Raw genomic sequence first — 26,936 nt, 5'->3', positions numbered from 1 at the left:
TACCCCGCGTGGGCACTCCCGGTCGTGTGCCCGATAACCTTCGCCCATGAACACGTTGCAATCCGTAGTGCGACGCCGCCGCGCCGTCGCTGTCGTCGGTGTCGTATCCGCCGGACTGCTCGTCCTGTCGGCCTGTGACAAGCCGACGCCGATCGCCACGGTCACCGTGGGCAGCGACTCGGTGAACTCCGAGGCCACCTGTGGCGGCGAGGGCGACGCCCTGAAGCCCGCCGACCTCACGCAGTGTCTGAAGGACAAGGGCATCAAGTCCATCTCGGTCGACCCGGACGAGACCGTGCGCTTCGGTGTCGACCCGGAGATCGCCGACAAGGGCTGGACGATCCTGATGAACGGTCAGCCGCTGACCGACGCCAGCACGAAGACGTACCGCACCATCCCGGGCAGCGTGTTCTTCAACGCCCAGTACGGCGCGCAGGGCGACTCGACGCTGGTCTCCATCAAGGAGGGCGAGAAGGACACGTCCGGCCTGTGGAACTTCAAGCTGGAGAAGGACGCGTAATCGCTGCCGCTGGGCTGGGCAGGGTGCTGGTCGCCACCGCTGTTCCCGTGGAGAGGGACGCGGTGGCACAGGGCTTCGCAGCCCACGGCACCAGCGGTAGCGGCATCGATGTGATCGACGCCGGTGTCGGGCCCGCCCTCGCCGCCGCCTCCGTCGCCTCCGCTCTCACCGCCGCCGCCCTCCAGGGCACCCCCTACGACCTCGTGGTCTCCGCCGGGATCGGGGGCGGGTTCCAGCCGGACGCGCCCGTGGGATCGCTCGTCGTCGCCGATGAGATCGTCGCGGCCGATCTGGGGGCCGAGACACCCGACGGGTTCCTGTCGGTCACGGAGCTCGGGTTCGGGACCGTACGGCACCAGCCGCCCGGGGACCTCGTACGGCGGGTCGCCGAGGCCGCCGGGGCCCGTGCCGGGGCCGTGCTCACCGTGTCCACCGTGACCGGGACGGCCGCCAGGGCCACGGCGCTGCGCGAGCGGCACCCCACCGCTCTCGCCGAGGCCATGGAGGGCTTCGGCGTCGCCGAGGCCGCCGGCGCGCACGGGGTGCCCGTGCTGGAGATCCGGGCGATCTCCAATCCCGTTGGGCCGCGTGACCGCGCCGCCTGGCGCATCGGGGACGCTCTGGCCGCTTTGACCGAGGGTTTCGGGAAGCTCGTGCCCGTACTGGAGAGTTGGAACCGGCATGACCAGTGACCAGTTGCAGATCGCGTACTCCCCCTGCCCCAACGACACCTTCGTCTTCGACGCCCTGGCCCACGGCCGCGTCCCCGGCGCCCCCGCCCTCGACGTGACCTTCGCCGACATCGACGTCACCAACGGCATGGCCGAGCGCGGCGAGTTCGACGTACTGAAGGTGTCGTACGCCGTGCTGCCGTACGTCCTCGACGAGTACGCGCTGCTGCCCTGCGGTGGCGCCCTGGGGCGGGGCTGCGGGCCGCTGGTGCTGACGCGGGAGGCGGACGTCGACCTCGCCGGGCGCACCGTCGCCGTGCCCAGCGAGAAGTCCACCGCCTATCTGCTGTTCCGGCTGTGGGCCGCCGACACCCTGGCCGACGGGGTCGGCGAGATCGTCGTCCTGCCGTTCCACGAGATCATGCCGGCCGTGCGGGACGGGAAGGTCGACGCGGGGCTGGTGATCCACGAGGCGCGCTTCACGTACGGCGGCTACGGCCTGCACAAGCTCGCCGACATGGGCGAGCACTGGGAGCACACCACCGGGCTGCCGATCCCGCTGGGCGCGATCATCGCCAAGCGGTCGCTGGGCGAGCAGAAGCTGCGGCTGCTCGCCGACTCCATCCGGACGTCCGTGCGCGCCGCCTGGGACGACCCCGAGGTGTCCCGCCCGTATGTCATGGAGCACGCCCAGGAGATGGACCCGGCCGTCGCCGACCAGCACATCGGGCTGTACGTCAACGAGTTCACGGCCGCCCTCGGCGAGGACGGCTACGCGGCCGTACGCGGACTGCTGACACGCGCGGCGGCCGAGGGACTCGTACCGCCCCTCGGCCCGAACGCGCTGCGCTTTCCCTGAGAAGCCTCAGACGTCCAGCTGGTCGGCGACCGCCCGCAGCAGGCCGGCGATCTTCTTGCCGGAGGTCCGCTCGGGGTAGCGGCCCCGCTCCAGCATCGGGGTGATGTTCTCCAGCAGGGTCGTGAGGTCCTGGACGATCGAGGCGAGTTCGTCGGGCTTCTTGCGCGTCGCCGCGGCGACCGAGGGGGTCGGGTCCAGAATCGTCAGGGACAGTGCCTGGTCGCCGCGCTGCCCGGCGACCACGCCGAACTCCACGCGCTGACCGGGCTTGAGCGTCTCGACTCCGGCGGGGAGGACCGAGGAATGGACGAAGACGTCACCGCCGTCGTCGCGGGAGAGAAAGCCGAAGCCCTTCTCGCTGTTGAACCACTTGACCTTGCCGGTAGGCACGTCTGTCCTCGTCCTCGTACTCGTCGGAAAACTGCTTCTGGAAACGGCTCTTGATAGCACTCGGGCGGGCCGCACGGACCCGCCGGTACCAAGGCTAATGCTCTTCAGGCCGGTGACAAGACGTCACCGGGTTGTTCCTTCGGGCAGGGAACTACCCTGGTCCGGTGCCTGACAAAACCCAAACGAATTCCGCCGCGCCCGGTGACCGTCTGGTCCGTGCCGGTGCCATCGTCTTCTTCATCGGTGCCGTGGCCACACTGGTCACGGTCGCCCCGCTGTTCCTCGGGACGACGCCCTTTCCGACGTACATGTTCGGATTGAGCATGCTCATGGCGGTCGGTTTCCTGACGGCCGGCGCGGGAGTACTGCGTTCCGTGGCGGCCGGCCGGCGTCAGGCGCGCGCGGGGCGGTAGTCCGAAAGCCACCCGGGGAATTCGGTGAGGTCGCCGAGGACGACGTCCGCGCCCGCCGCGCGCAGTTCCTCCGGGGGGCAGGGGCCGGTGGCCACCGCGACGGACAGCGCGCCGGCCGTCCGGGCACCGCGCACGTCCCCGACGTGGTCGCCGACGTAGACGCCCGCGTCGTGCTCGCGCAGCGCCTCCGCCTTCTGTTCGGCCCACAGGTCGCCGATCACCGCGTCGGGCTCCATGCCGAGGTGGGCGAGGTGCAGCTTGGCGTTGGGCTCGTACTTGGCGGTGACGACTATCGCGCGCCCGCCGGCCTCCCGTACGGCCGCGATGGCCTCGGCGGCGCCGGTCATCGCCGGGGTCGCGGCGATGGCGATCGACGGGTACATCGCGCGGTACAGGACGGCCATGTCCGCGACCTCCTCGGCCGGGAACCAGTTGATCAACTCCTCGGCCAGCGGCGGCCCGAGCCGCGTGACCGTCAGATCGGCGTCGATGTACGTCCCCGTCCGCTCGGACAGCGCCTGGTAGCAGGCGCGGATGCCGGGACGGGAGTCGATGAGGGTCATGTCCAGGTCGAAACCGACGGTGAGTGCCATATGCGCCATTGTGCCCAGGGCGTATGGCCGACAGGCGTCCCGGGGGTGCCCGGGACGTGGGCTACTTCTGCCGCTGCGAGCGCCACACCAGGAACAGCGCCGACGCCACCGCCGCGCCCCGGACCACCCAGGGCCAGGTCTCGGAGACCGCGTCGTTCATGTGGCCCTCGGCGATCGGAGTGCCCCAGCGGCCGTTCATCCTGCCCCAGAGCCAGACCAGGCCCGAGGTGACGGCGAGCCCGGGCAGGACCATGACCGCCCACTTCGTCTCCGCCTGGGTCAGGCGGCGCGAGGCGTAGGCGATGAGCCAGCCGAGGAGGAGCACGAACCAGTTGCCGAGCACGGCGCCCGCGACGAGCAGACCGGCGGCGGCCAGGAGCAGCGGATTGCTCCAGTTGCCGGAGGGCAGACCGGGGAGGCGGCGGCGCCGGGTTCCGGCGACGGCCTCCTCCTCGACGGCCTCGACGGGCGGCTCGGCCGCCGTCTTCTCCGGCTCCGGCTTCCTCGGCTGCGGCGGCTTCAGCAGGTCCGGCAGTTCCACACCGCCCACGAAGCCCGGCACCTCCTCGCCCACACCGAACGGGCTGCTGTCCACCCGCCACCAGTCGGGCTGGACGACGCTGTCCCCGAGTTCGTGCCCGGCGGCCAGGTGCGGCGGGGCCGGGCCCTCGGCGGGCGCCGGGTGCGACTCCTCGGCGGGCCGCGCGGGGCGGGGCCGCGGGACGACGCGCCGCAGCATCCCCTTCGCCCGCTCCTCCGGCTCGGCGTCGCGCTGCACGGGCACGGAGGCCGGAGCGGGGGCTGCGCTCCGCGGCACACCGCCGGTGCCCTCCGCTGCCGCCGCCACGATCTCGTCGGGGCTGCCCATGCGGGTCAGGATGCGGCGGACGGCGGCGGGCGAGTCGACGGTGGCTTTCGCGCGCCGCCGGTCGATCTCGTCGCGCAGGTCCGCGACCAGGCGCATCCGGGTGGCCGAGGACAACTGCCGCTGCTGGGCCACGTCGCCGACACGGCTCAGATACTCGTAAACGACCTGGTCGCTCTCAATCCCCACGAAGTCCCCTCCGGGGCGGGTGCGTTGGCTGACGCCGTCGGACGACGGTATCGCGAGGACCGGCGGGTCGGCCAAAAGACCGCCCGGCGATCGAGGCCGAGGCGGCCCGCGGTCGGCCCGGCCGCCGGAGGCGACCCGCTACCGTGGACCGGATGAGCACCGAGGACAGGCCCCCGGCCCCCCGCTCCCTCGCGGAAGCGCTCCGCGCGCGGGGCGATGTCCCGCTGGGCGCGCTGCTGCGCAGCCGCCCGGACCTCATCACGCCCGTACCGACCGACCTCACCCAGCTCGCGACCCGGGCCGGCACCCGCGCCTCGGTCGTGCGGGCCCTGGAGCGGCTGGACCGGTTCACGCTGCAGACGGCGGAGGCGCTGGCCGTGGCGGCGGAACCGGCGACGTACGACGAACTGCTCGGGCTCACCGCCGGGGACGACGCCGACCCGGCCGTGGTCGCCGCCCTGCCGCACGCCCTGGACGTCCTGCGCGAGCAGGCCCTGGTCTGGGGCGGCGACGACCGGCTGCGGCTGGTGCGCACGGCACGTGAACTGCTGGCTCCCGCGCCGCAGCACCCCTCGCCGACCGGTCTCGGCCCGACGGTCCAGGAGGCCACCGCCGGGATGTCCCCGGGGCGGATCCAGGACATCGTCACGACCGCCGGACTGTCCTCGACGCATGACTCGGTCTCCGCGGTGACCGCCCTCACCGGCCTGTTCACGGACCGGGCCCGGATGGCCACGCTGCTCGCCGACGCCCCGGCCGACTCCCTGGAGGTCCTGGAACGCCTGGTGTGGGGGCCGCCGTACGGACAGGTCACCGCGGATCCGGCGGCGCGGCTGCGCTGGCTGCTGGACCGGGGGCTGCTGCTGCCGACGGCGCCGGGGACGGTCGTCCTGCCGCGCGAGGTCGCCCTGCACCTGCGGCGGGGGCTGGCGCACCGGACGCCCGAGCCCGTGCCGCCGGTGGTCGAGGCCGTCGCCGTGCATCGTCCACAGGTTGTGGACAGTACGGCGGCCGGACAGGCGTACACCGCGCTGGCGACCGTCGAGGAGCTGCTGAAGGACTGGGACGAGGGCGGGCCCGCGGTGCTGCGGGCCGGCGGGCTGAGCGTGCGGGACCTGAAGCGGACGGCCGTCGCCCTCGACGTGCCCGAGCCGGTCGCCGCGTTCTGGGTGGAACTGGCGTACGCGGCGGGCCTGATCGCCTCGGACGGGGAGGCCGACGAGCGGTACGCGGCGACCCCGGCCTACGACGAGTGGCTGGAGGCGCCCGCCGCCGAGCGCTGGTCGCGGCTGGCCACGGCGTGGCTCGCGGCGACCCGGACGGCCGGGCTGGTGGGCGGGCGGGACGCGAAGGACCGTACGTTGTCGGCGCTCGGGCCGGGCCTGGACCGTTCGGCGGCGCCCGAGGTACGGCACCGGGTGCTGGCGCTGCTGGCCGTGCTGCCGGAGGGGGCCGCTCCGGACGACGGGTCGGTGCTCGCCCGGCTGCGCTGGGAGCGCCCCCTGCGCGGGGCGCAGCACGAGGACGACCCGCGGACCCGGCTCGCCCGGTGGGCGCTGTCCGAGGCGGAGCTGCTGGGCGTCACCGGCCGGGGCGCCCTGTCGGCCCACGGCCGGGCCCTGCTCGGCGCGGCGGCGGCCGCACGCCACCCCGAAGCGGAGGGCTCCGGCCCGGGAGACAGCGGTCCGGGAGACAAGCTCCCCGTCCATCACCACCACCATCGCCCCGCGCCGATCGCTCCCCTCTCCCCCGCCGAGCAGGCCGTCGCCTCCGCCGCCGCGGCCCGACTCCTCACGCCCCAGCTGCCCGAGCCGCTGGACCATGTGCTGCTCCAGGCCGACCTGACGGCGGTGGCGCCCGGGCCCCTGCGGCGCCCGCTCGCCGACATGCTCGGGGTGCTGGCGGACGTCGAGTCCAAGGGCGGGGCCACCGTCTACCGGTTCACGCCCGGCTCGGTGCGCCGCGCGCTCGACGCCGGTCAGGCCGCCTCCGACCTGCACGCCTTCCTCGCCGCGCACTCCCGTACGCCGGTGCCGCAGCCGCTCGCCTACCTGATCGACGACGTGGCCCGCAGACACGGCCATCTGCGCGTGGGCGCGGCCTCGGCGTATGTGCGCTGCGACGACGACGCGGTGCTCAACGAGATCCTCGCCGACAAGCGGGCCGCCGGCCTGGGCCTGCGCCGCCTCGCCCCGACCGTGCTCGCCGCGCAGGCCGACCCCGCGGGCCTCCTCGAAGGGCTGCGGGTGATGGGGTTCGCGCCGGCCGCCGAGTCCGCCGAGGGCGATGTGCTGATCACCCGCGCCCTCGCCCACCGCACCCCGCCCCGTACGGCGCCCGAGCCGGTGCCGGACGGCCCGCCGGTCCCCGACGACGTCCTCCTCGCGGCGGCGCTGCGCGCCATCCGGGCCGGCGACCTCGCCTCCACCACCCCGCGCAAGCCCGGCACCGCCCCGGCGGTCAACGGCGAGCTGCCCCGCACCGGTTCCGCCGAGACCCTCGCCACCATGCAGGCCGCCGTCCTGACCGGCGAGGCCCTGTGGATCGGCTACGTCAACGCCGAGGGCACCGCCAGCCAGCGGGTCATCGCGCCCATCCGCGTCGAGGGCGGTTTCGTCACGGCGTACGACCACACGGCGGACGAGGTCCGTACGTATCCGCTGCACCGGATCACCGGGGTCGCGGAGCTGGCGGACGACTCCGGCTGACCCTGTCGGGCAGGGGCCGCTTCTCACCCGTTCGGGTACCCGCCCGCGTTCATGCACGCCACGCCGGGGATGTCCCACGCTCGGGCGACCTTGCCGGGCGTGCCGCTTCACGCGCTGTGCCCGGGGGCAGCCACCGGGTGTTCCTGTGAGCACGGTCGAAAGGAAGTCCCAGCATGCGCGCTGTCCGTCGAGTCACCGCCGTCCTGGCCACCGCCGCCCTGATGATGTTCGGTGGCCTCGCCACCCCGGCCGCGGCGGTCGGCATCGATGTCGCCGGCCTCGTCATCGAGACGCCGCAGATCTGATCCGTCTCCGCGCACCCGTCGGGGCCGGCCCCGCGTTCCGGGCCGGCCCGGGGTGCGGTGTCCCGCACCGCTCAGCCCGTGAAAGGCCCTGCCGCCATGCGTGAAAAGCTTCCCGCCGTCCTGCTCTCCGCCGCCGCTCTCGTGGGCGTGCTCGCCCCCTCGGCCGCGGCGGCCACGCCCGCGCTGCCGCTGCCCATCCCGGCGGCCCACGCCGAGTCCCTGGTGGGCGAAGGCGTCTCCGTCGAGGGCCCGCTGGTCAACACCATCAGTCTGTCCACGCTGCGGTAGCGCGGCGCGTCCGGTAACTGTCGCCCTCCAGCCGGACCACCTCGGCGTGATGGGCGAGGCGGTCCGCCATCGCGGGTGCGGAGGTACCGAACACCTCGTCCCAGCGGCCGAGCGGGCGGTCGCCGGTCACGATCAGCGAGCCACGCTCGTAGCGGTGCGCGACCAGCTGGAAGAACAGGCCTGCGGTGGCCGCGTCGAAGGGCGTGTAGCCGATCTCGTCGACGATCAGGAGGGGGTGTTCGTCGAGGGCGGCCAGCTCCGCTTCGAGCCGGCCGGCGGCCCGGGCGTCGGACAGCCGGGCGGCCCACTCGGCGGCGGTCGCGAACAGCACCCGGTGCCCGGCCTGGCAGGCCCGCACGCCCAGGGCGACGGCCAGATGCGTCTTGCCGGTGCCGGTCGGGCCGACGAACACCACGTTGCGCCGGGCGGCGACGAACTCCGCCTTGCCGAGCCGGGCCACGGTCTCCCGGTCGAAGCCCCGGGGGTGCTGCTGGTCGAAGTCCTCCAGCAGCTTGCGGGCGGGGAAGCCGGCCGCGCGGATCCGGGCCTCGGCGTCGGCGTCGGGTTCCGGCAGGGACGTGGGCTCCGGCTCCGGCTGCCGGGGGCGGGGCAGCGCGGTCGCCGGGGTCTCCCGGCCCGGCCGCGGGAGTCCGGCCTGCGGGTGCCCGGCCGGCGCGAGGTCGACGTGTCCGAGATCGGCGTGTCCGAGATCGGCATGCCCGCGGGCACCGTGGCCCCGCTCGGCATGCCCGCGGTCGGCATGTCCGCGGTCGCCGTGCCCGCGGTCGCTCTGCGCCGCCATCGGCCCCGACATGTACGCGAGGATCGCCGCCGAGGCGATGAACGCCATGTGGATCACCGTCCCCCACATCAAGGCGTGGTGGGAGGTGTGGTGGACGTCCACGAACATCTGGAGCAGATGCACCGAGGAGATGCCCACGATCGCGGTCGCGAGCTTGACCTTCAGTACATTGGAGTTGACGTGCGAGAGCCATTCCGGCTGGTCGCGGTGGCCCTGGAGGCCGATGCGCGAGACGAAGGTCTCGTAGCCGCCGACGATCACCATGATCAGCAGGTTGGCGATCATGACGACGTCGACGAGCTTGAGCACGGCGAGCATCACATAGGTCTCGGTGGCGTGCCCGCTCACGCACATGAGGATTAAGGTCCAGAGTTCCTTGAAGAACTTGTACACGTAGACGCCCTGAGCGGCCACCAGCCCGAAGTACAGCGGGGCCTGGAGCCAGCGGGTGGCGAACAGGGCGTATCCGAGCGTGGTCGTCGGCGTATTCTGCACGGTTCGCCATTCTTCGGGGCCACCGAGGAAAAACTGAATTCACACCACACGTTGGGATGAAAAGGCATTCTGTAGGACCGGTGTCGTTCCAGCAGCGCAGATCACACCCTGGGGCGGCGTCGATCAGGCACACTGGACGTTTGGCCGCAGAAAGGGTGCCGCGCGTGAATGGTCCGCTGATCGTCCAGTCCGACAAGACCCTGCTCCTGGAAGTCGACCACGAGCGGGCCGACGACTGCCGTCGCGTCATCGCCCCCTTCGCGGAGCTGGAGCGGGCGCCGGAGCACATCCACACCTACCGGGTGACCCCGCTGGGCCTGTGGAACGCGCGCGCGGCGGGCCATGACGCCGAGCAGGTCGTGGACGCCCTGGTGGAGTACAGCCGCTATCCGGTGCCGCACGCGCTGCTCGTCGACATCGCCGAGACGATGGACCGCTACGGCCGGCTCACCCTGTCCAAGCACCCGGCGCACGGCCTGGTCCTGACGACCACCGACCGGCCGGTGCTGGAGGAGATCCTGCGGTCGAAGCGGATCACGCCGCTGGTCGGCGCCCGGATCGACCCGGACACCGTCGCCGTGCACCCCTCCGAACGCGGGCAGATCAAGCAGACCCTGCTGAAGCTGGGCTGGCCGGCCGAGGACCTCGCCGGGTACGTCGACGGCGAGGCGCACCCGATCGAGCTGGCCGAGGACGGCTGGGCGCTGCGGCCGTACCAGAAGCAGGCCGTCGAGAACTTCTGGCACGGCGGCTCCGGCGTCGTCGTCCTGCCCTGCGGCGCCGGGAAGACGCTGGTCGGGGCCGGGTCGATGGCGCAGGCGAAGTCCACGACCCTGATCCTCGTCACCAACACCGTCTCCGCCCGGCAGTGGAAGCACGAGCTGGTGAAGCGGACCTCCCTCACCGAGGAGGAGATCGGCGAGTACAGCGGGACGCGCAAGGAGATCCGGCCCGTCACCATCGCCACGTACCAGGTGCTGACGACCAAGCGGAAGGGCGTCTACCCGCACCTGGAGCTGTTCGACTCGCGGGACTGGGGCCTGGTCGTCTACGACGAGGTGCATCTGCTGCCCGCGCCGGTCTTCAAGTTCACCGCGGATCTGCAGGCCCGTCGCCGTCTCGGCCTGACGGCCACCCTGGTGCGTGAGGACGGCCGTGAGTCGGACGTGTTCTCGCTGATCGGGCCCAAGCGGTTCGACGCGCCGTGGAAGGAGATCGAGGCGCAGGGCTACATCGCGCCCGCCGACTGCGTCGAGGTCCGGGTCAATCTGACCGACTCCGAGCGGCTCGCGTACGCCACGGCCGAGACGGAGGAGAAGTACCGCTTCTGCGCCACGACCGCGACCAAGCGGAAGGTCACGGAGGCGATCGTCCGCCGCTTCGCCGGGCAGCAGATCCTCGTGATCGGCCAGTACATCGACCAGCTCGACGAGCTGGGTGAACACCTCGGGGCGCCCGTGATCAAGGGCGAGACGTCGAACGCGCAGCGCGAGAAGCTCTTCGACGCCTTCCGCGAGGGCGAGATCAGCGTGCTGGTGGTCTCCAAGGTCGCGAACTTCTCGATCGACCTGCCGGAGGCGACGGTCGCGATCCAGGTGTCGGGCACCTTCGGCTCCCGCCAGGAGGAGGCCCAGCGCCTCGGCCGGGTGCTGCGCCCCAAGTCGGACGGCCACCAGGCCCACTTCTACTCCGTGGTCGCCCGGGACACCATCGACCAGGACTTCGCGGCCCACCGGCAGCGCTTCCTGGCGGAGCAGGGGTACGCGTACCGCATCGTCGACGCGGACGAGCTGCTCGCGGACAGCTGAGAACGGCGGGTCCGCCGGCTCACTTGCGGCGGACCACGCCGACCTCCTCGCCGTACTGGCCGAGGACGATCACATCGAAGGCGGCGCCCGCGAAGACCTTGACGGCGCGCAGGGCGTCGCCGAGGCGGTGGCGGTGGCTGCCGGTCACGGCGGTGGCACCCGGCGGCCGGCCCGGTGCGGGGGCAGGAGAGAGGGTTGCTGCGCTCATGTCTCCATGGTGCCGTTTCGCCCGTAAAGCCCGCGTCGGTCCAGGGACCGATCCTGCGTCCTCCGCTCGTATGACCTCGAATGACAACGACCCTTGCGGGTCACCGAAAAACCGTTGGCGGTCGTCTCCCCCGCTCCTCTAGAATCTCCGCTTCTTGCCCGCCTCCCTCACGGAGCGCCGCCGACCGGACGGAAACCGGTCTGCATCTCACCGCCATCCCTTCCGCAGGTCCTCCGGAGGCACCCCCTTGTCCACGCCCGTCGACGACCCGCTCTCCCGTGAGCGCTCCCACCTCTCCTCGTCCCGTTCCGCCCTGCGCGCCATGCGCGAGGACGTCGAGGCCCTCGACATCAGCGACGTCACCGCGAACTGGGTCAACGCGGAGGCGCTGAACCACCAGATCGCGGAGCGCATCAAGGCGCTGGCCGACCTCAGCGACACCCCGCTGTTCTTCGGGCGGCTCGACTATCTGCACACCCCGGGCGCCGAGCAGGCCGAGGGGGCTGACGGGGAGCGCTTCTATATCGGGCGGCGGCATGTGCACGACGCCGACGGCGACCCCATGGTGATCGACTGGCGCGCACCCGTCTCGCAGCCGTTCTACCGGGCCTCCAAGAAGGACCCGCTGGACATCGCGCTGCGCCGCCGCTTCGGCTACACGGGCGGCGACCTCACGGCGTACGAGGACGAGCACCTCTCCGACCCGGCCGAGGCGGCGAAGACCAGCAGACTCCTCCAGCAGGAGATCGAGCGACCGCGCGTCGGCCCGATGCGGGACATCGTCGCGACGATCCAGCCCGAGCAGGACGAGATCGTGCGCTCCGGCCTCTCCGGCACGGTGTGCGTGCAGGGCGGCCCGGGCACCGGGAAGACCGCCGTCGGCCTGCACCGGGTCGCCTACCTCCTCTACGCCCACCGCGAGCGCCTCGCCCGCACCGGCACCCTGGTCATCGGACCCAACCGGTCCTTCCTGCATTACATCGAGCAAGTGCTGCCCGCCCTCGGCGAGTTGAGCGTCCAGCAGGCCACCGTCGAGGACCTGGTGGCCCATGTCGAGATCAAGGGCACGGACGACGCGACGGCCGCGGTCGTCAAGGGCGACGCCCGCATGGCACAGGTGCTGCGCGGGGCCCTCTACGCGCACGTCACCCTGCCCACCGAGCCGGTCATGGTCGTACGCGGTTCCCGCCGCTGGCGCGTCGCCCAGTACGAACTGGAGGACATCGTCCGCGAGTTGCTCGACCGCGACATCCGCTACGGCGCCGCCCGCGAGGCCCTGCCGCAGCGCATCGCGCACGCCGTGCTGGTGCAGATGGAGCGCTCGGGGGAGGCGCCGGACGACCGGGTGCAGGACGCGGTGGCCCGCAACAGCGCGGTCAAGGCGGCCGTGAAGTCGGTGTGGCCGGCCGTCGACCCGGCGAAACTGGTGCTGCGCCTGCTGTCGGACGCGGACTTCCTCGCCGAACACGCCGAGGGGATCCTCGACGAGGAGGAGCAGAAGGCGGTGCTGTGGGCGAAGCCGGCGCGCAGCGTCAAGTCCGCCAAGTGGTCGACCGCCGACGCCGTGCTCATCGACGAGGCCACCGACCTGATCCAGCGCACGCACTCCCTCGGGCATGTCGTCCTCGACGAGGCGCAGGACCTCTCCCCCATGCAGTACCGGGCGGTCGGCCGCCGCTGCACCACCGGCAGCGCGACCGTCCTCGGCGACCTGGCGCAGGGCACCACGCCCTGGGCGACCCGAGGCTGGCAGGAGGCGCTGACCCACCTGGGCAAGCGGGACGCGGTGGTGGAGGAGCTGACGGCCGGCTTCCGCGTGCCGACGGACGTCATCACCTACGCCTCCCGGCTGCTGCCGTACATCGCCCCGGGCCTCACCCCGGTCGTGTCGATCCGTGAGAACCCGGGCCACTTCGAGGTCAGGGAGGTCGCCGGGAGCGACGGCGTGATCGAGGCCTGCCGCCGACTGCTGCGCAACGAGGGCTCGACCGGCCTGATCGCGGCGGACGCCCGGATCCCGGAACTGGCGGAGGCCCTCGCTGAGGCCGGGATCCCGTACCTCGGCCCCGGCGAGGAAACCACCCGGGAGACCCGCCTGACCCTGGTCCCGGCCTCGCTCGCGAAGGGCCTGGAGTACGACTACGTCGTCCTGGACGAGCCGCGGGCCGTGGTCGACGGCGAACCCGACGAGCGCACCGGCCTGCGCCGTCTGTACGTGGCGCTGACCCGAGCCGTGTCGGGGCTGATCGTCACGCACGCGGCCGGGCTGCCGCCGCAGCTGGCCTCTCCCTGACCGCTCAGGTGGCGACGTAGCCCCCGTCGGCGGCGAGCACCGCGCCGGTGATGTAGCTGGCCTTGTCGGAGGCCAGGAACACCACGGCCTCGGCGATCTCCTCGGGCTCGCCGGCGCGGGCGAGCGGGGTGTTCCGGCTGAACTCCTCGAACATCTCGCCCACCGTCTCGACGGCCATGTCGGTGCGGATCGGGCCGGGCGCCACGGAGTTGACGCGAACGCCCGCCGCGCCGAACTCGACGGCCCACGACCGGGTCAGCGCGTCCATCGCGGCCTTGGTGGCGTTGTAGACGGAGCCGACCGGGGTGCCGACCTGCCCGGCGACCGACGAGACGTTGACGATCGCGCCCTTCTGCTTCGCCACCATGGCCGGTGCGAGCGCGGCCGTCAGGAAGTAGGTCGCACGGACGTTGACGTCGAACACCTGCTCGTAGCTGTCGAGCGGCTGCTCGGGGGTCGTCGAGAACGGGAAGATGCCCGCGTTGTTCACGAGCACGTCCACCTCGCCGACCTCCTCGGCGAGCTTGCGGACGTCGTCGATGTTCGCGACGTCCGCGACGACGAAGTGGCCCGTCCCGCCCGCCCGCTCGATCAGCTCGACGGTCTCCTTGCCGAGTTCGGCCCTGCGCCCGGTCACATAGACGGTGGCACCCGCCTCCGCGAGCTTGACCGCGATCGCGCGGCCGATGCCCGACGTGGCGCCGGTGACGAGTGCCTTCTGGTTCTGAAGTTCCTTGGTTGTCATGTCTGCCAACTTGGCCGCGCCGGATCGTCAGAGCATAGTTTCCGCATATACGGCCTGGTCAGGTACGGCCTGGTCAGGTCGTGAGGAAGCCGCCGTGCGCTGCGCGAAGCAGAGGCGCACGAACCGCGGCAGCCGGTAGCGGCCGAGTACGAGCGGCTCGATCAGGTGCACGCTCGCGAGCGACTCCAGCACCAGCTCGATCTCGCCGGCGTCGGCCCCGGACATCTCCGCCGCATTGTGACTGTCGATCACCTCGGCGTCCTGGCGCGCGAAGCACCTGAGCATGTGCCGTTCCGGATCGCTCAGCTGCTTCTCGGCCGCGACCAACGGGGCCATCATCGCGGCGCAGTCGGGCGGGATCACGTCGGCGAGCCTGCTCTTCCGCTCCATCTGCCGCAAGACCATCTCGATCGTCCAGTGCGGACGCGAGCTGAGCTTGCCGCCGACCACCCTGATCGGGTGCGGCAGTCGCGAAAGGCGTTCCAGCAGCACCTCGGCCTGCTCGGGTTCCGCGTCCACGCGTGCCGGGCCGACGGCCGTGCGCAGGAACTCCCGCGCCTCCCGCGCGGTCAGCCCGGCGATCTTCAGCCAGGTCACGCCCGGCAGCTCGTGCAAGCGGCGGACACTCGTGAGGATCATCGCCGAGCCGGGCGTGGCGAGATCGCGCACGGCCGCCGCGTCCCGCACATCGTCGACCACGACCAGGAACCGCTTGCCGCGCGCCTTCTCCCGCCACAGCGCGGCTCGGTCGCCGACGGGGTTCTCCACGCCGACCGCGCGCAGCAGCCCGTTGGCGACGTCCCCGCCCCTGACGAAGATCTGCCCGTCCGGGAAGCGTTCCTTGACGAGGTGGCCGATCCGGGTGGCCAGCGCGGTCTTGCCGCTGCCGCGCATCCCGGTGATGCCCACGGTGCCCGGCAGCGTCCGCAGAGCCAGCGCGATCTCCTCGGCGCGGCCGGTGAAGTCGGCCAGATCCGGCACCAGCTGCTCCGGCCTGCGCGGCAGGGTGAGGTCGCCGTCGAGGATCTGCGCGTGGACCTTGCGCAGCTCCGGCCCTGGTTCGAGGCCGAACTCCTCGATGAGGAGTGCGCGCACCTGGTGGAAGTGATCGAGTGCCTCGCCCTGCCTGCCCTCCAGATAGAGCGCGCGCATCAGGAGGGCGCGCGGTCGTTCCCTGAGCGGGAAGGCGGCGACGTGCTTCTGCAGCTCCAGCACGTCGAGTTCGCGTTCGAGGCAGTCCTCCCGCGCCTTGAGCCGGGAGTCGCCGAGCCGCACCCGTTGCGCGTCGAAGTAGGCACTCCGCAGGCCCTCCAACGGCTCGCCCCGGCAGTCGTCGACGATCTCCGCGCGGACCGCGTACCCGCCGTCCGAGGACTTCAGGTTCAGCTCCGGAAGCGTCTTGCGGAGCTTGTACACGTACGTCCGCAGCGCCATCACCGCGCTGGGCGTCGGGTCGTCCCAGACCATGCCGATCAACTGGTCGTTGCTCAGCCGGATGCCGTTGTTCAGCAGCAACGCCGCCAGCACCGCCCGCTGCTGGCGCGGCCCCAGTTCGATCTCCTCTTCGTCGCGCCAGGCTCGTACCGGACCCAGGAGTGAGAAGCGCAGGCTCATGCAGCAGCACAACGCACGGGCTCATCCCGTGCTTCCCCGTATGACGCGGGGGAGTTCGACCGACGGTCTCGGGGTCACGCGGGGGCGGCGTCCAGGGCGGTCCGCCAGCGTGCGACGGCCTGCGCCGACACCGGCGCCTCCCAGCCGTCCGGCCGGGCCGCCCCGCCGATGTGGAAGCCGTCGACCCCGGCCGCCAGCAGCGTCGGCACATGGTCGAGCCGCAGCCCGCCCCCGACCAGCAGGTGCTGCTCGTACCCCGGCTCTCCCCGGCGGGCCGCCTCCGCGAGCAGTACGGACAGCCCGTCGTCGACGCCGTCGGCCGATCCGGCGGTCAGGTACGTGTCGAGCCCCGGCATCCCGTCCAGCTGCTTGCGCAGGGCGTCCCGGTCGGCGGCGCGGTCGATCGCCCGGTGGAAGGTCCAGGGGCAGCCGTCCAGCGCCGCGACAACCCGCTCCACGGCCGGCAGGTCCACGCCACCGTCCGTGTCGAGGAACCCGAGCACGAACTCCTCGGCCCCGGCCTCCCGCAGCTCGCCCGCCACCCGGACCAGCCGGTCGGCGTCCCCCGCCGCGAAGCCGTCCGTGAGCCGGAGCATCACCCGCAGCGAGAGATCGACGGCCCGGCGGATCCCGGCGACGGTCCCGGCCGACGGGGTGAGCCCGTCGGCCGCCATGTCGGTGACCAGCTCGAGGCGGTCCGCGCCTCCCGCCTGGGCGGCGACCGCGTCCTCGACGCCGAGGGCGATCACCTCCAGGACTGCACGCTTGCTCATGGGGCCCCTTCGTCGGCATGGAATCGGCGTTCGGCGACAGGTCTAGTCCAATCAAAGACTACGCTGCCCAGTCCCGCCGCCTCCCACGCCCCGGTGAGGCGCCTCAGCCGAAGATGTTCAGCTCCTTCGCCTCCACCCCGGCCAGCTCGTACGTCGCCTCGCCGACCGGACGCCCCGCGTACAGCCGTACGAGGGTCGGCCCGTCCCCGATGAAACGCCCCGGGGGCCGCTCCCCGTCGCTCTCGCCCAGCCGCAGTGGCTCGTCCAGGTCGTCGAGGTCGGCGTGCAGCGACACGTGCCCCCGCTCGCGGGTGATCCGGGCGAGCAGCGCGAGCGCGTCCGGCAGCCCGGCCCCGCCGTACGCCCCCGGCTCCCCGAGGGCCTCGCGCACGTCCCCGGCGTGCACCCACTCCCCGAGCGCGAGACCGTCCAGCTTCCCGTCCGCCCCGGCGATCACCGCCCCGGCCTCGCCCAGCCCGCGCTCCAGCTCCTCCACGACCTGCGCGTTGCTCCACCCCTCCCGCTCCGCGATGTCCCGGTCGTTCGACTCGGGCGAGAACACGCCCGCCTCGAACCTGCCCTCCGCCACCCGGGCCAGGACGGCCGAGCAGTGCGCCAGCACATCCCGGACCGTCCAGCCCGGACACGCGGCCACGGGCCGTGCGAAGTCCTCCTCGGCCCTGCCCCGCAGCAGCGGGATCAGCGCGTCACGCTCGATCGTGAGCAGCCGCCCGGGCTGCTCGGGGTCCCGTACGTCGTGCACATCAGCAGGAGTCGTCATACGACCCACGCTAGGTCCCACCCCCGGCTCAGCGGGAGAATGACTCCATGGCCGATCCCGATCCCGACACCCTGCGCACCCGCTTCGCCCGCGCCCTGGAAGGAGCCCGGGGCCCGGCCGGCGGCCCCGACCCGGCGCCGTACGCGGACAACCTGCTCACCCGCTGGCAGGAGCCCCAGCGCCGCTACCACACGGTCGAGCACCTCACGGCGGTCCTCGATCACATCGACGTGCTGGAGCAGCACGCGCACGACCTGGACGTGGTGCGCCTCGCCGCCTGGTTCCACGACGCGGTCTACCTCCCCGACCGCTCCGAGAACGAGGAACGCTCCGCCCGCCTCGCCGAACGCGCCCTCACGGAGGCCGGCGTCCCCGCCACCAAGACCGCCGAGGTGGCCCGCCTGGTCCGCCTCACGATCACCCACGACCCCGCCGCCGACGACCCCGACGGCCAGGTCCTGTGCGACGCCGACCTCGCGATCCTCGCCTCACCCCCGTCGACGTACGCGGCCTACACCACCGCCGTCCGCGAGGAGTACCACTTCGTCCCGAACGACGCCTTCCGCACGGGCCGCGCCACCATCCTCCGCCAACTCCTGGACCTGCCGAGGCTGTTCAGGACCCCGTACGGAGCGGCGACGTGGGAGGCGACGGCGCGCTACAACCTGCGGTCGGAGCTGGAACTGCTGGAGGATTCGCCCGCCGGACCGGCCTCCGAGTTCTAGGGTTGACCCCACCGCACCACAGGGAGGGGAACACGGATGGACAACGTCACCGAGCCCGAGGTCATCGAGCCGAGCCTGCCGTTCTGGGTCACCGTCACCGAGGAGGGCGACGACGACTCGATGGGCCTGTTCGGCGGCGGCGAACCCGCCCTGCGCTCCGTCCCTCTCGGCCCCCTGCGCAAGAACCTCGCGGAGACCGTCGACGCTCTCCAACAGCTGTTCGAGGACGCCGCGGCCCGGGGCGGCACCCTGCCGCTCGCCGAGGCCCAGCTGTCCTTCCAGGTCACCGCGAGCGGCGGCGTCCAGCTCCTCGGCACCGGCCAGGTGCAGGGCACCCGCGGACTGACGCTGGTCTTCAAGCGGCCTTCCTAGCGCCTTCCAGGGACTTCCTGAGGGGACGCAACAACCCCTTTGTGAACTAAAGTTGTCGGACGAACGGCCGAGGGTCAGGGGGACGGCATGAGCGGCAGCGCGGCGAACCGGAACACAGCGGCGGCGACGACCGCGGGAGCCGAATCCCTCCGCGCCGCCTGACCCGCCGCGCATGCCCCAGCACAAGGCTCTCCTCATCGGAGCGAGCGAGTACGACGACCCGCGCATCCAGGACCTGCCGTTCGTCCGCGACGACCTCCAGCGGATCCGGGACGTGCTCATCGAACGCGGCTTCCAGGCAGCGGAGATCGTCGAGAGCAAGCGCGGCATCACACCCAACACGGTCAACGGGCGCATCCGCGGTTTCCTGCGCGACGCCGGCCGGGGCGACACCCTGCTGATCCTGCTCAGCGGGCACGGCCAGCACTTCGAGGGCAAGGACTTCCTGATCCCCGAGGACGCCACCTTCGACGTGGGGGTCTTCGCCGACAGCTGCATCGAGATCGGCTGGGAGCGGGAGCTGGAGGACTCCCCCGCCGGCCATGTCGTCTTCCTCGTCGACGCCTGCCGCGAGGGCATCGACCGGGACACCATGGCCGCGCTGCCCGGCGTACAGCCCTGGCCCCGGCGCAAGGTCGCCGACGCGCTGCGCCGCAAGGTGGCGTACGTGCACGCGTGCACGGCTCCCCAACTGGCCCTGTTCGTCGGCGAGAAGGAGACGGTCCGGCCGGGCTTCGACCCCGGCACCCAACCGGGCGAGTCCTTCAGCCTCTTCTCCCGCGCCCTCGCGGACACGATCGCGGCGGACCCGCACGCCCTGCGTCTGCGCGAGTTCGCGGCGCGGGTGCAGAAACGGGTCGAGGAACTCCACCGCGCCTACGGCAAGACGCGCCCGCCGCAGCAGGTCACGGTCGTCACGGAGACCTCGGCCACCCCAGGCGGCGAGGACTTCCCGCTGCTGCCCGGCCCCGACCGGCGTACCGAGGCGCACCCGTGGATCCGTTCCGCCGAACAGCACCCGATCTGGCAGCGCACCCCCGACGCCCCTGCCCGCCGGCACCTCCAGGAGACCTGCGCCGCCCTGGCGTCCCGCCTGGCCACGGCCTACGAGAGCGCGGCCCATGCCCTGCGCGACGATCCCTGGCACGACGCCGAGCTGGCCCGGCGCACCCACGTCAGGCTGGACTTCCTCACCAGCCGGCTGGCCGACAACGTCAGGCTGTCGCCCACCGAGGCCGCACTGGCGGTCCTGCTGCCCCTGGTCGAGCAGGCCTTCTGGACCCAGGAGGCCGCACAGCGCGTCGGCGTACTCGGTACGGACCTCTGCGCCACCGGCCCCGACCACACCCGCTTCCGCAAGTTCGGCCAGGGTTTCCCGCGCCTCAAGCGCCGGCTGCGCACCCTGCACGACCAGGCGGCTGCGCGCGGCTCCGTGGAGCGGATCCGCTGGTGGCTGTTCCACCGCTGGCTGATCCAGCAGCCGGAGCTGTACGCGGCGGAGAAGCTCAAGTCCCTCCTCGGCGAGGTGACGGTCGGCTCCGACCAGCCGACGTGGGTCGCCGACGCGCTGAGCGCGGACCGTCTGATGCGGCTGCTGAAGGACCACCGGACGGCTCCGTTCTCCGTCCGCCGGGCCACGGCCCGCCCTTCCGGCACCCTCGACGACCACGATGTCATCGCCGCCACCACCGGCGACGAGCACGAGGTGCGCCCGCCCCTGGTGTCCGCCCTGCTCAAGGCGGCCTACGCGATGGCCGTCGACCCGGTCGACCTGCCCGAGATCGTCGTGGAGCACCTCGGCATCTACGACAGCGTCGACCTCGGCGAGCTCAGGACGACCGTGCGCCGCTCCGACTGGCGCCACTCCGGGGTCGGCCGCTCCCTGAACGCGGTCTGCACCCACCCGGCCGTCCAGATCGCCCTGCGGGAACACGCCACCCGCGTCGACACCCTGCTCCGTGAGATCAACCGGGACGACAACCCCGCGCTGGCCCCGCTCGGCGCCCTGCCGCCCTACGCCGACGGCAGCCGGGTCCGCCTCGACGGCAACACCCCCGACCAGCTCTCCGACGGCATCCGCTTCCAGCTCGCCGAGGACCGCGTCCAGGAACTCCTCATGGGCGAACAGCTCTACGGCGACCGCGAGCTGGCGGTGCGCGAGCTGTACCAGAACGCGCTGGACGCGCTGCGCTACCGGGACTGCCGCACGCAGTACCTCCAGCGCACGGGCCGTCCGACGGCGTCCTGGGAGGGCCGGATCGAGTTTGTCCAGGGCGTGGGCTCGGACGGCCGCCCCTACCTGGAGTGCCGCGACAACGGCATCGGCATGGGCCTCACCGAACTCGGCAGCGTCTTCTCCCAGGGCGGCACCCGCTTCGTCGACCTGCCCGAGTACATCGAGGAACAGGTCGCCTGGAGCGAACTCCCCGAACCCAAGCTCCGGCTGTACCCCAACTCCCGTTTCGGCATCGGGGTCCTGAGCTACTTCATGCTGGCCGACGAGATCGTGGTCCGCACCTGCCGCATGGGGCGGGACGGGCGGCCCGGGCGGTTGCTGCAGGTGACGATCGCGGGGCCGGGGAATCTGTTCCGGGTGGAGGACCTGGGAGAGGGCGACGCTTCGGGGACGACTGTTCGGCTGTTGTTGTCGCGGCAGGGGAAGCATGTGTCGTGCGTGGAGGCGCTGCAGCGGTTGTTGTGGGTGGCGCCTTATCGGACGTCGGCAGTGCATGGGTCTCGGGAGCATGGGTGGGAACCGGGAGAGTTGTCTCCTACGGCTCTTGAGATCGAGCTGTCGAGACGGCAGCCGGGACCTCGCGTCAAGGACCCGATCTGTCTTGCGTCCGACTCCCCCGACCTCTGGTGGATCGACCGTCAGGGCATCGTCCTGTCCGACGGCCTGTTGACGGAGTCCGAAGGGGCATTCCATGCCGTGGGGCAGGTCCCTCATGGCGTCGTCCTGAATCTGCATGGTGAGCATGCGCCGGTGCTCACTGTCGATCGGAAGAAAGTACGTTCCCTCGACGGCGATCACGTACGAGCTGTCGTCACTGCCGCCGCTCCGAGCCTGGCTCTTCCGGACCTTCCCCTTCCGACCCGTGGCTGGCTGACCCAGGCCAGCCAGATCTCACCGTGGTTCGCCGATCTCGTGGCCCGGCACGCCCGGTTGGCCGGACTGTCGTGGCGGATCGGGGACGCCTCCATACCCTTCCGCGAGGTCGGCTACTTCCTCCCCGACACCGACCTGATCTCCTTGGTGACCGGCAACTACCCGGAGGAACTACGCCGGCGCCACGCTGCCCGATTCTTCGGCACCATGCCGTCGGGTGTGCTGCGTTGGCGCCTGCGAGCGCTGTACCGCGTGGGTCTCGGGGGCCCGGTGTCGTTGTCGGAAGCGTGCCCGTCCGACGAGTTGTGCGCCCGGCCCTCCGACCAGTTGCTGATCACCGGAGTTCGGAACAGGCGGTGGGACGCGGCGTACCGGGATTGGTTGGGGCAGAAGGACGAACGGCATCCCGCGTTGCTTCTCGGTTTCCTCTACGACTGGCGCGATCCCGCCCAGCCTCTCAGCGCCGCCGAGGTCTTGACGCTGAGCAGCAGGTCGGAACGCTCACCCGCGGAAATCGCCGCCCGGCTCACCTCCCTTGGCTACCAGGTCGAGCCCTTGGCAGGCTGCGCCGCCGCCGACCACGAGGATCTTCCACTGCTGTGGAGGATGGGCACCTCGTCGGGCTGGCTGACTCCGGGCGCGGTGCTTTCGGGAGCCCAGATCTGTGTCAGTGCCGTGCACAACGCCTGCTCCACTCAGGAAGCCGCGCGGCGTCTGCGGGAACTGGGCTTCACCGTGCCGGAGGACCATCCGGTCCGGGAGCACTGGACCGACGAGGAGCGGGCCATCCTCATGGACTTGTGGTCGTCGTCTGCCATCACGCCAGACCCGGAAGAGGCTCTGCGGATCTCACACGCCCAGCTGGCCTCGGTGGCGCACCACACGGATGCGACCGTGCTCAGCACCACGGAATTCCTGTCCGAACTTGGCTTCCAGCTGCCCGCGGACGCCCCTGAACTCACTGAGGACGACCGATCGCTGCTGCTGTACAACTCCCAGCGTCCTTGGGTGGATCAGGAGGTCTCGCTCCTCTACATGACGGCTGTGGCGCGCCATCTCCACAGGCCCGTTCCCTCCGTCGCGGCGCGGCTGGAGGAACTCGGCTACGCGGTTGCGTCTGTCCCCGACGAGGAAGGACAGCTGCCCTCCCTGGCTGATACCGCTCTCGTCAATCGAAGTATCGCGCTGCGTACGGACCATCCCCTGAGCGTGCTCGATGTGGCGCACGGCGCGCAACAGGCGGGGATCCCCCTGTCCGAGGCGATCTCCGTCCTCGCCAAATGGGGCTATCGCTGCTCGGTCACAGCCGAGGCCCTTTCCCACGCCAATGGCATCACCAGCGCGTTGTTCAGGTACCACCCGTTCGCCGACCCCGCCACCTACGGCCAGGTATCCCCCGCCGCCCTCAAGGCTGTGGGCGGCCGAGCCAAAGCCCTCACCGATTTCGGCTATGACGTCGCCCCCCTGCCGGAAAGCTGCCTCAGAGAACTCCGCCTGGAAGAGACCCTGCTCCACGCCCTCACCGCCGCGAAGGCCCCAACCCCCACCCTCCACCCCGACGACCCCGCACTCTCCCTGGTCACCTTGGCCGTCGTAGCCTTCACTGCCGCCAAGTCGCTCCGCGAAACCGCCCTCAAAGCCACCGAACTCGGCATCCGTCACGAGATCGAGGACTGGTTCCCCGACCAGGAAATCCCGTCGCCCCAGGCCCCCGCCCCCTCGTAACCTCCCCACCATGTGGACAACAGGCGCGGAACAGGTGGAGCAGGCCGTCGACGAGTGCGCGGCGCTGCTGGGGGAAGTCGCCGGCCGGGACTGGGAGGGGGCGGCGGCCGGGCGGCTCGCGTGGAGTTGTCGGGAGACGGCCGTGCACATCGCCGAGGATCTCATCGCGTACGCGGGGCAGTTGGCGGGGCGGGAGCGCGAGGGGTACTCGCCGTTCGAGATGTCGCTGGAGGAGGGGACGGACAACGCGGGTGCCGTGCGGGTGATCAGGACGACGGGGGCTCTGCTCGCGGCGGCGATCCGGACGACGCCTCGGCACGTGCGGGCCTTTCATCCGTACCCGTTCCGCCACGCGAACCGTGAGGGGTTCGCGGCGATGGGCGTGGCCGAGGTGCTGCTGCACACGCACGACATCGCCGAGGGGCTGGGCGTGGCGTACGAGGCGGACTCCGAGCTGTGTGACTTCGTTCTCCGGCGGATCTTTCCGCATGTCCAGCCGGGACCGACCCCCTGGCAGACCCTGTTGTGGGCCACCGGCCGGGGTGAGCTGCCGGGGCGGGCGCCCGTCACCGAGTGGCGGTGGAACAACAACCTGGTGATCGGCACCGAACGGCTCACCCTCGAGGGAGTGACCCCGGCGGTGGCCGACGGCCTTGCCACGGTCGGTGAAGGCGGCTGCTTCGAGTGGCTCGGAGGGAGCCCGGCCGAGGGCACCCGGGTGGGCGCCGGACTGGTGTTCAAGCAGTACGAGGACGGGGTCCACCGGCCGGAGTGGGGCATGTACGTGCTGGTCCGCCGCGAGGACGACCAGGCGCTCGGCGCCATGGGGTTCCACGCCGTTCCCGACGAGGCGGGGCGGGTCGAGATCGGCTACGACCTGGTCGAAGCGGCCCGGGGACAGGGATATGCCACCGAGGCGCTGCGTGCGCTGTCGGCGTGGGCGCTGGCCCGGGACGAGGTGCGGATCGTGGTCGCGAACGTCGAGCGGGAGAACACGCCCTCGCGGAACGTCCTCACCCGCGCCGGGTTCACGGCCGTCGCGGAGGACACGGAGCAGGTGACCTACGAGCTGCGGGGACCCGGCGAGCGGTAGAGGCCCTTGGGCCGCCGCAGCCCCGCCCCGTGCAGCAGCCGCACCACCTCGCGGCTGCTGACCTCCACGGCCCCGGCGCCCACCGCGTCGGCGTACCGCTGGGCGGGGATGTCGTAGTGGTCGCGTTCGAAGGCCCGCCGGGGCACGCCGAGGCGTTCGGCGAAGCCGTGCAGTTCGTCGTAGGAGACGTCGCTGATCAGGTGGGACCACATGCGGCCGTGTCCGGGCCAGGCCGGCGGGTCTATGTAGATCGTCACCAGGGCCTCACGAGGACGCCCCGCCGAGGGCCTCGCCCAGCGACCCCACCGCCGCGACCTTCACGCCCGCCTCGCCGCACACCCAGTGCGGGTCGGCCCCCAGCACCGGATCCACGTCCAGCGCGTGCGGGTCGCCGTCACCGCACACCGGGCACAGCGGCCAGCGGCCGTACCGCTCCAGCAGGGCGTCCTGGACGTCCTGCGCGACCAGACCGGCCACGTACGGCGCGCCCTCCGGCCACTGCTCGACCCACCACCGCCGCTCCGTGACGGCCTCCTCGACCAGGGACACGACATCCGCCTCGGCGACGCGTCCCGCGACGAGGTCGGCCAGTACCAGGGCACGCGCGGCGTGCAGCGTCTGCTCCAGGGGGGTGATGGGCTCCATGCCCCCCATTGTGCGCACTCTTGACCCCGGCACCGAGCCGAAAATATCTTTCAGTGGTGACCCGAAGAGTGAAGGAAATTTTCGTCGGCTCGCTCGGCACCCCGCCCGCCCCCGCCGCCCTCGCGGCCAAGGTCCGCACCCTGGCCCCGTCGATGACGCGTTCCATGCAGCGCGTCGCCGAGGCCGTCGCGGGCGACCCGGCCGGCTGCGCGGCCCTCACGGTCACCGGCCTCGCCGAACTCACCGGCACCAGCGAGGCGACCGTCGTACGCACCGCCCGGCTGCTCGGCTATCCGGGCTACCGGGACCTGCGCCTCGCCCTCGCCGGCCTCGCCGCCCAGCAGCAGTCCGGCCGGGCCCCGGCCATCACGACGGACATCGCGGTCGACGACCCGATCGCCGACGTGGTCGCGAAGCTCGCCTACGACGAACAGCAGACCCTCGCCGACACCGCCGCCGGGCTCGACACCGTCCAGCTGGGCGCCGCCGTCACCGCGCTGGTCGCGGCCCGGCGCACCGATGTGTACGGCGTCGGGGCGTCCGGCCTGGTCGCCCAGGACCTCACGCAGAAGCTGCTGCGCATAGGGCTGATGACCCACGCCCACAGCGACCCGCATCTGGCCGTGACGAACGCGGTGCAGCTGCGGGCCGGTGACGTGGCGATCGCCATCACGCACTCGGGGTCGACCGGGGACGTCATCGAGCCGCTGCGGGTCGCCTTCGAGCGCGGCGCGACGACCGTGGCGATCACCGGCCGCCCGGACGGCCCGGTGACGCAGTACGCCGATCACATCCTCACCACGTCCACCGCCCGGGAGAGCGAACTGCGTCCGGCGGCGATGTCGTCGCGGACCGGCCAGCTCCTTGTGGTGGACTGCCTGTTCGTAGGGGTGGCGCAGCGGACGTACGACACGGCGGCGCCGGCGCTCTCGGCGTCGTACGAGGCACTGGCCCACCGGCACCGTTCCTGAAGCACACCGACAAAGACACGGGAAGCACGGAAAGAGCCGTCATGACCTCCACCTCCGACCCCCGGGACCTCAGAACCGAGCTGGAGTCCCTGACCACCGAGGCCTTCCGGCCGGAGCTCGCGGACATCGACCGGCTGCCCACCCTGGACATCGCGCGGCTGATGAACGGCGAGGACGCCACCGTGGCCGGGGCGGTCGCGGCGCGGCTGCCGCAGATCGCCGCCGCGATCGACGCGGTCGCGGAGCGGATGGCCCGGGGCGGCCGTCTCGTCTACGCGGGCGCGGGCACGGCGGGCCGGCTGGGGATCCTGGACGCCTCCGAGTGCCCGCCCACGTTCAACACCGACCCGTCCAGGGTCGTCGGCCTGATCGCGGGCGGCCCGCAGGCCATGGTCACCTCGGTCGAGGGCGCGGAGGACTCCCGGGAGCTGGCCCGGACCGAACTGGAGACCCTCGGCCTCACCCCCGACGACACGGTGGTCGGCATCTCCGCCTCCGGCCGCACGCCGTACGCCATCGGCGCGGTCGAGTACGCCCGCACCCGGGGCTCCCTCACCGTCGGCCTCGCCTGCAACCCCGGCAGCCCGCTCGGGGCCGCCGCCGACCACGGCATCGAGATCGTCGTGGGGCCCGAACTGCTCACCGGCTCCACCCGCCTGAAGGCCGGTACGGCACAGAAGCTCGTCCTGAACATGATCTCGACGATCACGATGATCCGGCTGGGCAAGACCTACGGAAACCTGATGGTCGACGTCCGCGCGTCGAACGACAAACTCCGCGCCCGCTCCCACCGCATCGTCGCCCTCGCCACCGGCGCGTCCGACGAGGAGATCGAACGAGCCCTGAAGGCCACGGACGGAGAGGTCAAGAACGCCATCCTCACCATCCTGGCCGACGTGGACGGCCCGACGGCGGCCCGACTGCTGGAACAGTCGGACGGCCGTCTGCGGGCGGCCCTGGCCGGGACCGGCTGAGC

The 26,936-nt window shown here is 72.0% G+C and carries 26 protein-coding genes; 15 read left to right on the top strand and 11 right to left on the bottom strand.

Going from position 1 to position 26,936, the window contains the following annotated elements:
- Positions 1-46 precede the first annotated feature (46 nt).
- Genes ACFT4A_RS12350 through ACFT4A_RS12340 form a run of 3 tightly spaced genes read left to right on the top strand, consistent with a single transcriptional unit; the run spans position 47 to position 2,050 of the window.
- Positions 47-520 (top strand): DUF2771 domain-containing protein, encoded by a 474-nt coding sequence (locus tag ACFT4A_RS12350; RefSeq protein ID WP_382828588.1) that lies wholly within the window; start codon positions 47-49, stop codon positions 518-520.
- Positions 490-1,212: a futalosine hydrolase gene (locus ACFT4A_RS12345; RefSeq protein WP_382828585.1), complete on the top strand. Its 723-nt coding sequence runs from the start codon at positions 490-492 to the stop codon at positions 1,210-1,212. The genes ACFT4A_RS12350 and ACFT4A_RS12345 overlap by 31 nt, the downstream gene beginning before the upstream one ends.
- A complete protein-coding gene (locus ACFT4A_RS12340) occupies positions 1,202-2,050 on the top strand; it encodes a 1,4-dihydroxy-6-naphthoate synthase (protein ID WP_382828582.1) in 849 nt (282 codons plus the stop codon). The genes ACFT4A_RS12345 and ACFT4A_RS12340 overlap by 11 nt, the downstream gene beginning before the upstream one ends.
- 6 nt (positions 2,051-2,056) lie before the next feature.
- Here the strand turns inward: ACFT4A_RS12340 and ACFT4A_RS12335 are convergent, their stop codons facing one another.
- Entirely contained in the window at positions 2,057-2,440 is a 384-nt protein-coding gene (locus ACFT4A_RS12335) for a cold-shock protein (protein ID WP_189729237.1), read from the bottom strand.
- 164 nt (positions 2,441-2,604) lie between these two features.
- On the opposite strand from ACFT4A_RS12335, the gene ACFT4A_RS12330 reads away from it, so the two are divergent.
- Positions 2,605-2,853 (top strand): hypothetical protein, encoded by a 249-nt coding sequence (locus ACFT4A_RS12330; protein WP_382828580.1) that lies wholly within the window; start codon positions 2,605-2,607, stop codon positions 2,851-2,853.
- Here the strand turns inward: ACFT4A_RS12330 and ACFT4A_RS12325 are convergent.
- On the bottom strand, positions 2,832-3,455 hold the full coding sequence (locus ACFT4A_RS12325; RefSeq protein ID WP_382828577.1) for an HAD family hydrolase: 624 nt from the start codon (positions 3,453-3,455) through the stop codon (positions 2,832-2,834). The genes ACFT4A_RS12330 and ACFT4A_RS12325 overlap by 22 nt on opposite strands.
- 52 nt (positions 3,456-3,507) lie before the next feature.
- Positions 3,508-4,500: a hypothetical protein gene (locus tag ACFT4A_RS12320; protein ID WP_382828574.1), complete on the bottom strand. Its 993-nt coding sequence runs from the start codon at positions 4,498-4,500 to the stop codon at positions 3,508-3,510.
- Between the two features lie 152 nt (positions 4,501-4,652).
- Between ACFT4A_RS12320 and ACFT4A_RS12315 the strand changes: the two genes are divergently transcribed.
- The 3 genes from ACFT4A_RS12315 (at position 4,653) to ACFT4A_RS12305 (ending at position 7,801) form a co-directional block, all read left to right on the top strand.
- Positions 4,653-7,208: a helicase-associated domain-containing protein gene (locus ACFT4A_RS12315; protein WP_382828571.1), complete on the top strand. Its 2,556-nt coding sequence runs from the start codon at positions 4,653-4,655 to the stop codon at positions 7,206-7,208.
- A 173-nt stretch (positions 7,209-7,381) separates the two neighbouring features.
- Positions 7,382-7,513 (top strand): hypothetical protein, encoded by a 132-nt coding sequence (locus ACFT4A_RS12310; protein WP_311126344.1) that lies wholly within the window; start codon positions 7,382-7,384, stop codon positions 7,511-7,513.
- Between the two features lie 96 nt (positions 7,514-7,609).
- The gene (locus tag ACFT4A_RS12305) at positions 7,610-7,801 is read left to right on the top strand and encodes a hypothetical protein (protein WP_382828568.1); all 192 of its coding nucleotides are present in this window, start codon (positions 7,610-7,612) and stop codon (positions 7,799-7,801) included.
- Here ACFT4A_RS12305 and istB read toward each other — a convergent pair.
- Positions 7,779-9,098 carry an IS21-like element helper ATPase IstB gene (gene istB / locus ACFT4A_RS12300; RefSeq protein WP_382828566.1) on the bottom strand — a complete coding sequence of 440 codons (1,320 nt, stop codon included), beginning with the start codon at positions 9,096-9,098 and terminating at the stop codon, positions 7,779-7,781. The two genes, ACFT4A_RS12305 and istB, sit on opposite strands and share 23 nt — an antisense overlap.
- Positions 9,099-9,262: 164 nt before the next feature.
- On the opposite strand from istB, the gene ACFT4A_RS12295 reads away from it, so the two are divergent.
- Positions 9,263-10,906 carry a DNA repair helicase XPB gene (locus tag ACFT4A_RS12295; RefSeq protein ID WP_382828564.1) on the top strand — a complete coding sequence of 548 codons (1,644 nt, stop codon included), beginning with the start codon at positions 9,263-9,265 and terminating at the stop codon, positions 10,904-10,906.
- Positions 10,907-10,925: 19 nt separating this feature from the next.
- On the opposite strand, the gene ACFT4A_RS12290 is transcribed toward ACFT4A_RS12295, so the two are convergent.
- On the bottom strand, positions 10,926-11,114 hold the full coding sequence (locus ACFT4A_RS12290; RefSeq protein ID WP_184599430.1) for a hypothetical protein: 189 nt from the start codon (positions 11,112-11,114) through the stop codon (positions 10,926-10,928).
- A gap of 247 nt (positions 11,115-11,361) precedes the next feature.
- On the opposite strand from ACFT4A_RS12290, the gene ACFT4A_RS12285 reads away from it, so the two are divergent.
- Positions 11,362-13,407: a HelD family protein gene (locus ACFT4A_RS12285; RefSeq protein WP_382828562.1), complete on the top strand. Its 2,046-nt coding sequence runs from the start codon at positions 11,362-11,364 to the stop codon at positions 13,405-13,407.
- A 4-nt stretch (positions 13,408-13,411) separates the two neighbouring features.
- Here the strand turns inward: ACFT4A_RS12285 and ACFT4A_RS12280 are convergent, their stop codons facing one another.
- The 4 genes from ACFT4A_RS12280 to ACFT4A_RS12265 all read right to left on the bottom strand — a co-directional run bounded on the left by ACFT4A_RS12280 (position 13,412) and on the right by ACFT4A_RS12265 (position 17,320).
- Complete coding sequence (locus ACFT4A_RS12280; protein WP_382828559.1) at positions 13,412-14,152, bottom strand: SDR family NAD(P)-dependent oxidoreductase; 741 nt, start codon at positions 14,150-14,152, stop codon at positions 13,412-13,414.
- A 27-nt stretch (positions 14,153-14,179) separates the two neighbouring features.
- Positions 14,180-15,766: a BTAD domain-containing putative transcriptional regulator gene (locus ACFT4A_RS12275; RefSeq protein WP_382828557.1), complete on the bottom strand. Its 1,587-nt coding sequence runs from the start codon at positions 15,764-15,766 to the stop codon at positions 14,180-14,182.
- Positions 15,767-15,840: 74 nt separating this feature from the next.
- Complete coding sequence (locus tag ACFT4A_RS12270; RefSeq protein WP_382828554.1) at positions 15,841-16,539, bottom strand: copper homeostasis protein CutC; 699 nt, start codon at positions 16,537-16,539, stop codon at positions 15,841-15,843.
- Positions 16,540-16,642: 103 nt separating this feature from the next.
- Positions 16,643-17,320 (bottom strand): maleylpyruvate isomerase family mycothiol-dependent enzyme, encoded by a 678-nt coding sequence (locus ACFT4A_RS12265; protein ID WP_382828551.1) that lies wholly within the window; start codon positions 17,318-17,320, stop codon positions 16,643-16,645.
- Between the two features lie 47 nt (positions 17,321-17,367).
- Between ACFT4A_RS12265 and ACFT4A_RS12260 the strand changes: the two genes are divergently transcribed.
- The 4 genes from ACFT4A_RS12260 (at position 17,368) to ACFT4A_RS12245 (ending at position 24,344) form a co-directional block, all read left to right on the top strand.
- Positions 17,368-18,045: a hypothetical protein gene (locus ACFT4A_RS12260; protein ID WP_382828549.1), complete on the top strand. Its 678-nt coding sequence runs from the start codon at positions 17,368-17,370 to the stop codon at positions 18,043-18,045.
- Positions 18,046-18,081: 36 nt separating this feature from the next.
- Entirely contained in the window at positions 18,082-18,417 is a 336-nt protein-coding gene (locus tag ACFT4A_RS12255) for a hypothetical protein (RefSeq protein WP_382828547.1), read from the top strand.
- Positions 18,418-18,589: 172 nt separating this feature from the next.
- Positions 18,590-23,251, top strand: coding sequence for a caspase family protein (locus ACFT4A_RS12250; RefSeq protein WP_382828544.1), 4,662 nt, complete (start codon positions 18,590-18,592; stop codon positions 23,249-23,251).
- A 34-nt stretch (positions 23,252-23,285) separates the two neighbouring features.
- Positions 23,286-24,344 (top strand): GNAT family N-acetyltransferase, encoded by a 1,059-nt coding sequence (locus tag ACFT4A_RS12245; RefSeq protein WP_382829095.1) that lies wholly within the window; start codon positions 23,286-23,288, stop codon positions 24,342-24,344.
- Here ACFT4A_RS12245 and ACFT4A_RS12240 read toward each other — a convergent pair.
- Both ACFT4A_RS12240 and ACFT4A_RS12235 read right to left on the bottom strand, forming a co-directional pair.
- Positions 24,314-24,601 (bottom strand): DUF4031 domain-containing protein, encoded by a 288-nt coding sequence (locus ACFT4A_RS12240; protein ID WP_382828542.1) that lies wholly within the window; start codon positions 24,599-24,601, stop codon positions 24,314-24,316. The two genes, ACFT4A_RS12245 and ACFT4A_RS12240, sit on opposite strands and share 31 nt — an antisense overlap.
- Before the next feature lie 7 nt (positions 24,602-24,608).
- Complete coding sequence (locus tag ACFT4A_RS12235; protein WP_382828539.1) at positions 24,609-24,989, bottom strand: hypothetical protein; 381 nt, start codon at positions 24,987-24,989, stop codon at positions 24,609-24,611.
- Between the two features lie 56 nt (positions 24,990-25,045).
- On the opposite strand from ACFT4A_RS12235, the gene ACFT4A_RS12230 reads away from it, so the two are divergent.
- Both ACFT4A_RS12230 and murQ read left to right on the top strand, forming a co-directional pair.
- Positions 25,046-25,960: a MurR/RpiR family transcriptional regulator gene (locus ACFT4A_RS12230; RefSeq protein ID WP_382828537.1), complete on the top strand. Its 915-nt coding sequence runs from the start codon at positions 25,046-25,048 to the stop codon at positions 25,958-25,960.
- Positions 25,961-26,001: 41 nt separating this feature from the next.
- Positions 26,002-26,934, top strand: a complete 933-nt coding sequence (murQ, locus tag ACFT4A_RS12225; RefSeq protein ID WP_382828535.1) for an N-acetylmuramic acid 6-phosphate etherase — start codon at positions 26,002-26,004, stop codon at positions 26,932-26,934.
- The last annotated feature ends 2 nt before the right edge of the window (positions 26,935-26,936 follow it).

The sequence above is a fragment of the Streptomyces sp. NPDC057099 genome (genome assembly GCF_042671245.1).
Taxonomy (GTDB): domain Bacteria; phylum Actinomycetota; class Actinomycetes; order Streptomycetales; family Streptomycetaceae; genus Streptomyces; species Streptomyces purpurascens.
This window is presented reverse-complemented; position numbering and strand designations above follow the sequence as displayed.